Origin of the sequence: Longimicrobium sp., assembly GCF_036554565.1 — a bacterium.
Classification (GTDB): Bacteria; Gemmatimonadota; Gemmatimonadetes; order Longimicrobiales; family Longimicrobiaceae; genus Longimicrobium.
The window spans coordinates 1-5765 of sequence record NZ_DATBNB010000822.1 but is presented as its reverse complement, the minus strand read 5'-3'; the positions used below and the strand labels follow the sequence as shown (position 1 = coordinate 5765).

At 69.4% G+C, this 5765-nt stretch carries 7 protein-coding genes; all 7 read right to left on the bottom strand.

Translation table 11 applies throughout. The annotated features are described in order from the left end of the window. A partial coding sequence (locus VIB55_RS23305; protein WP_331879078.1) for a GH25 family lysozyme occupies positions 1-241 on the bottom strand: 241 nt, incomplete at its 3' end. A 75-nt stretch (positions 242-316) separates the two neighbouring features. After that, positions 317-787, bottom strand: coding sequence for a type II toxin-antitoxin system VapC family toxin (locus tag VIB55_RS23300; protein WP_331879077.1), 471 nt, complete (start codon positions 785-787; stop codon positions 317-319). Then, entirely contained in the window at positions 784-981 is a 198-nt protein-coding gene (locus VIB55_RS23295) for a hypothetical protein (protein ID WP_331879076.1), read from the bottom strand. The genes VIB55_RS23300 and VIB55_RS23295 overlap by 4 nt, the downstream gene beginning before the upstream one ends. 153 nt (positions 982-1134) lie before the next feature. Then, positions 1135-3279 (bottom strand): sodium-translocating pyrophosphatase, encoded by a 2145-nt coding sequence (locus VIB55_RS23290; RefSeq protein ID WP_331879075.1) that lies wholly within the window; start codon positions 3277-3279, stop codon positions 1135-1137. Between the two features lie 89 nt (positions 3280-3368). Then, positions 3369-3998, bottom strand: coding sequence for an aminoacyl-tRNA hydrolase (gene pth, locus VIB55_RS23285; RefSeq protein ID WP_331879074.1), 630 nt, complete (start codon positions 3996-3998; stop codon positions 3369-3371). A 6-nt stretch (positions 3999-4004) separates the two neighbouring features. Next, complete coding sequence (locus VIB55_RS23280; protein ID WP_331879073.1) at positions 4005-4634, bottom strand: 50S ribosomal protein L25; 630 nt, start codon at positions 4632-4634, stop codon at positions 4005-4007. 76 nt (positions 4635-4710) lie between these two features. After that, the gene (locus VIB55_RS23275; protein ID WP_331879072.1) at positions 4711-5661 is read right to left on the bottom strand and encodes a ribose-phosphate pyrophosphokinase; all 951 of its coding nucleotides are present in this window, start codon (positions 5659-5661) and stop codon (positions 4711-4713) included. Positions 5662-5765: the final 104 nt, after the last annotated feature.

Genomic DNA, 5765 nt, shown 5'->3' with positions numbered 1-5765 from the left:
CGAACCGCGGGTCGGTGAAGTCGCCGCCCTCCGTGGCCTTGATGAACGCGAACTCCACGTCGTCGCCCGCGACGGCGTTCCAGTCGACGGCGCCCTGCCAGCGCGAGACGTCGATCCCACGCACCAGGTCGTCCGCCGGAGCCGGGCCCGTCGGCAGGTCCCCGCACGCGGCAGCGGTGACGGCGAACAGGACCGCCGCGCCGCGAACCGCGCGGCGGATAGAACCGAAACGGATCTTCATGTCGTGCAATCACTTGGAGTGGATGCCCCCCCCCGGTACCCGTTTCGCCGGACCAGGGTCCACTTCCCGGATTCATCACGCAGCGAGTTCGATCACCTCCAGCCCCTCCGCCCGCGCCACCTTGAGCTGCTCCCGATCCCCGCTGACGAAGAGCACAGGGTGCGTGGCGTTGATGTCCAGCGCGGCCGCGATGTGCAGCGCGTCGGGGGCGCGGAGTTCATGGCGTTCTACGATCCGTGACGCGGCACGCAGGGTTTCCGATGCTGTACGCACGAGCATTGGACCCTCTCCGCCAAGGTCTACCCAGACCTGCGGCAGGACCAAACGAAGCGCCGCCGCACTGATGCCTCGCCTCGCCGCAGTCGGACTGCGACGGATCTGCAGGAGCGCCGAAAGTGTTTCCGGCAACACGATGTCGCAGACCAGTACCTGGGTGTGAGGCGGAGTCGCGCGTGCGCCGCGGACCATCTCGCGCACGGTAGTGGAGCCCGGCTCTACGACGTACAGCTTCACGGCGGCGGACGCGTCGAAGAAGTAGCGCCTCACCAGCGGGCCGTCCGCCGAAGCCGAATCAGCGCTTCGCTCGCGAGTTCCCCTTCCACTTCGATGGGTTCGATGAGGGACCAGTCGGCAGCGACGTCCGGCAGTTTGATCGTAATCCCCCGCTCTGCCATCTCGCGCTGGAACTGCAGCCACTCCGGCGGGTGTGGCGCGGGCGGTGTGTTCGGCGTGTCATTCACGATCGCGTCTCCGTCTGAGGTCGCCTGCAATATAAAAGCGAACACCCCTAACATCCAATAACGGAACCCGCCACGAGTGCGACGGGTTTTTCGGGACACATAAAGCCCCCGGGCGAAGCTCGTCCGGGGGCGCTGTATCCGATCGGGATGAACTCAGCCGAGCAGGGCCGCCGCGATCCGGGTGACGAACGCCACCGCCTCCTCCACCGGCTCGGGACCGCCCTTGCCCTCGTTGATGGGCAGGCTCAGGAGCCAGGGGACGATGGCGAGCGAGATCAGGCTCATCAGCTTGATCAGGATGTTCATCGACGGGCCCGCCGTGTCCTTGAAGGCGTCGCCGATGCCGTCGCCCACCACTGCGGCCTGGTGCTCCCGGCTGCCGCGCCCGCCCGGCGCCGTGTGGATCATCTGGCGCGCGTTGTCCCACGCGCTTCCCGCGTTCGACATGAACAGCGCCAGCAGCACGCCCGTCAGCGTCGCCCCCGCCAGCATCCCGCCCAGCGCCTCCACCCCCAGCAGCGAGCCCATCAGCACCGGCGCCGCGACGGCCACCACGCCCGGAGCCACCATCCCGCGCAGCGCCATCCGCGTGGCCAGGTCCACGCACGTCACGCTGTCGGGAGGCACGGTGCCCTCCATGATGGCCGGCGTGTCGGTGAACTGCCGACGCACCTCGGCGATCATGGCGCGGGCCGCGGTAGAGACGGAGGTGATCGTCAACGCGGCGACCGCGGAGGGAACCGCGCCGCCGACGAGAAACCCGATTACCACGATGGGATCGATCAGGTTGATCCCCTCCAGCCCCACCCACGACGCGTACGCCGCGTAGAGCGCGATGGAGGTCAGCGCCGCCGAGGAGATGGCGAACGAGTTGATGATGGCGCTCTGCTGCTTGCCCGCGGTGTGCAGCGCGTTCGTCACCCGGCGCGCGTCGGGACCCAGGTGCCCCAGCTGCACGATGCCGCCCGCGTTGTCGGCGATGGGCGAAAAGGTGTGCACCGTCATGGTGATGCCCACCGTCGCCAGCATGCCGATGGCGGCGACCGCGATCCCGTACAGCCCGGAGAGCGCGTACGACACCCCGATGGCCGCGCAGATGGTCAGCAGCACGGGTACGGACGACTGCAGCCCGGCGGAGATGCCCGCCAGCACGTTGGCCCCCGGTCCCATGCTCGACGCGTGGGCGATCAGCCGCGAGGCGCGCGGGCCGGTGAAGAACGCCGTGATGCCGCCCACCACCACGCCCGCCACCGTGCCGGCGAGCAGCGACCAATATGGCCCCAGGAAGCTGTACACGCGCCCCGACGCCTCGTCGGCCAGGTCGAACGGGAGCAGGTAGACGATGGGAAACATCGCGAGCAGGAAGAGCGCGGCCGCCGCCAATTGCACGTTGCGCAGCGTCTCGGCCGGGTTGCCGCGGTCCAGCAGGCGCTGCAGGTACACCGCGCCAACCGATACCAGCAGCCCCACGCCGATGGCGAACAGGGGAAGCGACACGGCGGCGATGCGGTTCTCGTAGCCGGTCAGCGTGCGCTCCGTCATTCCCACGGCGATGGCGGCGATCACGGCGGCCACGGTTGATTCGAACAGGTCCGACGCCATCCCCGCCGTGCCCCCCGCGCAGTCGCCCACCAGATCGGCGATGGTGGCGGGGTTGCGGGGATCGTCCTCGGGGATGTCTGCCTCGACCTTGCCCACCAGGTCCGCGCCGATGTCGGCGGAGGTCTTGAAGATGCCGCCGCCCATCCGCGCGAACAGGGCGATGCTGCCGGCCCCCATGGCGAAGGCGGGCACGATCTCGCCGTACTCGCGGAACCGCACCTCCTCGAACACCCCGGGAAGGCGGATGCCCAGCAGGAACATCAGCCCCGCGCCCAGCATGCAGAGCGACGCCACCGCCAGCCCGGCGATGGCGCCGCCCGAAAAAGCCGTCCGCAGCGCGGCGGACTGCCCGGGATAGCGGGCGCTTTCGGCGGTGCGGACGTTGGCGCGGACGGCGGCGAACAGCCCGCCCATCGCCGCGGCCATGGCGCACACGGCCCCACCCACGAAGGCGCCGGCGCTGCGGTACCCCATCGCCAGGAAGAGCAGGAGGGCCGCGGCGCCCACGAAGGCCGCCATCACCACGCCGATGCGCCGGGCGAAGGCCAGCGCCCCGGCCTGGATCTGCGCGGCAAGGCCGCGCATGACCTCGTTGCCCGGGGGCAGCTTGCGCAGCTGGTCCCAGATCACCCAGGTGAAGCCCAGGCCCAGGAGACCCAGGACCCACAGCCAGTCGGTAAGAATCGTCGGGTTCACGGCCGGCCCTTTGAGGCAGGAGGTATGCCGGAACTGCGAAACCGCGCCGGAAAGGAGGGAGGTCCGGCGCGGTACGGGTGCAGCGGTGCCTAGCGGTTGTAGCGGTCCATCACGACCTCGATGCCGTCGCGCATCCACGTCTCCACGGCGTCGGCCAGCTCCGGGAGCCGCTCGTCCACCAGCTTGCGGTCGCCCCGGGGCATGGACGAAAGCACCCAGTCCGCCAGGTCGGCGCCGGGGGGCTTGGTCCCCACGCCGATGCGAAGGCGCGGGTAGTCCTTGGTGCCCAGCGCCTGCTCGATGGACTTGAGCCCGTTGTGGCCGCCCGCGCTTCCCGAGGGGCGAAAGCGCACGCGGCCGGGCTCCAGCGCCACGTCGTCCACCAGCACCAGCAGGTCCTTCGACAAATCCAGCGCGCCCATCCGCTTCAGCGGAACGAGCACCGAGCCGCTGCGGTTCATGTAGGTCAGCGGCTTGATCAGCCGCACCTGGAACGGCTCCACCCGGGTGGTGGCGATGGCCTGGTTCTTTTCCGCGCGGAACTTCGGGACGCCCCAGCGCTGGGCCAGGACGTCCAGAAGCCACCATCCCGCGTTGTGGCGGGTGTTGTCGTACTCGCGGCCGGGGTTTCCCAGCCCCACGATCACCTTGGCCCCGGCCACCGCCTCCTCCTCCCGTTCGGCAACGCCCGCCAGCAGCGCCCGCAGGCGCTCCAGCACGGCAGCCTACTCCTCGTCCTTGCCGCCCGTCTTCACCAGCGCCGGCTCGGTGGGCTCGGCATCGGTCTCCACGCCCTCGTTGCGCGACGCGCCCACGATGGAGGCGATGGGAAGCTCGGCGTCGTTCAGCACCTTGTAGCTGCCGGACGGCACCTCGCCCACGCGCACCGACTCGCCGATGTGCAGGCCGCTGACGTCGATTTCCACCACGTCGGGGATGGCGTTGGGGAGGCACTCGATTTCCAGATCGTACAGCACCTGGTCCAGGATGCCGCCGTCGGTGTGCACGCCCACGGGCTTGCCCGTCAGGCGCACCGGCACCTTCACGTGCACCTTTTCGCCCGCGTGCACGTGGAAGAAGTCCACGTGAAGCACCTCGGGCTTGTACGGGTGCATCTGCACGTCGCGCAGCAGCACGTCCTGGGTGCCTTCGCCGTCCAGCTGCAGGGTGATGATGGTGTTGGGGCCCACGGCCGCCATCATCAGCTCCAGCTGGTGGGCGTCGACGGCGAGCGGGCGGGGCGTGTCGCCGTGGCCGTACAGCACGGCGGGAACCTGCCCGGCCGAGCGCAGCTTGCGGGCGACGCCCTTGCCGGCGCTGCTGCGGAGCGTGGCGCTGAGTGTGGTCCTGGCCATCCGAAACCTCCTTGCGATGAAAGTCACACGGCGCGCGTCCGGAGCCCGTACGGCCCGGCCCGCGCACCGCCTGGTGCTACTCGAACAACGAGCTGACCGACTCGTTGATGTGGGTGAAGCGGATCGCCTGCCCCACCAGCTCTCCCACGGAAAGCACGGTGAGGCCGGGGAACCGCTTCTCCTGGGGAACGGGCACCGTGTTGGTGACCACGATCTCCTTGAACGGCGCGTTCGCCAGCCGCTCCACCGCCGGGCCCGAAAGCAGGGCGTGCGTAGCGCAGGCGTACACGTCGTTGGCGCCGCGCTCCTTGAGCGCGCGCGCCGCCTCGGCCATGGTGCCGGCCGTGTCGATCATGTCGTCGGAAAGGAGGCAGTCCTTGCCCTCCACCTCGCCGATGACGTTCATCACCTCGGCCACGTTGGCGGCCGGGCGGCGCTTGTCGATGATGCCCATGGTGGCGTCGAGCCGCTTGGCGAAGCCGCGCGCCATCTTGGCCGAGCCCACGTCGGGCGATACCACCACCAGGTTGGTGAGCTGCTTCTCGCGGAAGTACCGCGTGAAGACGGGCGCCGCGTACAGGTGGTCCACCGGCACGTCGAAGAAGCCCTGGATCTGGTGCTGGTGGAAGTCCACCGACAGCACGCGGTCCGCCCCGGCGCTGACCAGCATGTTGGCCACCAGCTTGGCGCCGATGGCCACGCGCGGCTGGTCCTTGCGGTCCTGCCGCGCGTAGCCGAAGTAGGGCATCACGGCCGTCACGCGGGCGGCCGAGGCGCGCTTCACCGCGTCGATCAGCAGCAGCATCTCCATGATGCTGTCGGCCGGCGCGGTGGTGCTCTGGATGATGAAGATGTCGCGTCCGCGGACGTTTTCGTCGATGCGGACGAAGATTTCTCCGTCGGAAAAGCGCTGGATGGTCACGGCCCCCAGCGGCACCTTAACGACCTGCGCGATCTCTTCGGCGAGCGGGAGGTTGGCCGTGCCGGCCAGCAGCATGGGCCCTCCGCTCGCGAACGCTTCCGGCATTTCCTGACTTGGGTTTGGGTTGCGTGTGCGGCGGGTAGAATAGCCGCGCCGGGGCACATGCGAAAGCCCCGGGAGGAAGTGCGGGAGTGCGAAAGTGCGAAAGT

Excerpts from the sequence above, each read along its gene's own strand:
- VIB55_RS23275 (WP_331879072.1), bottom strand. The coding sequence starts at position 5,661 with ATGCCGGAAGCGTTCGCGAGCGGAGGGCCCATGCTGCTGGCCGGCACG.
- VIB55_RS23280 (WP_331879073.1), bottom strand. The coding sequence starts at position 4,634 with ATGGCCAGGACCACACTCAGCGCCACGCTCCGCAGCAGCGCCGGCAAG.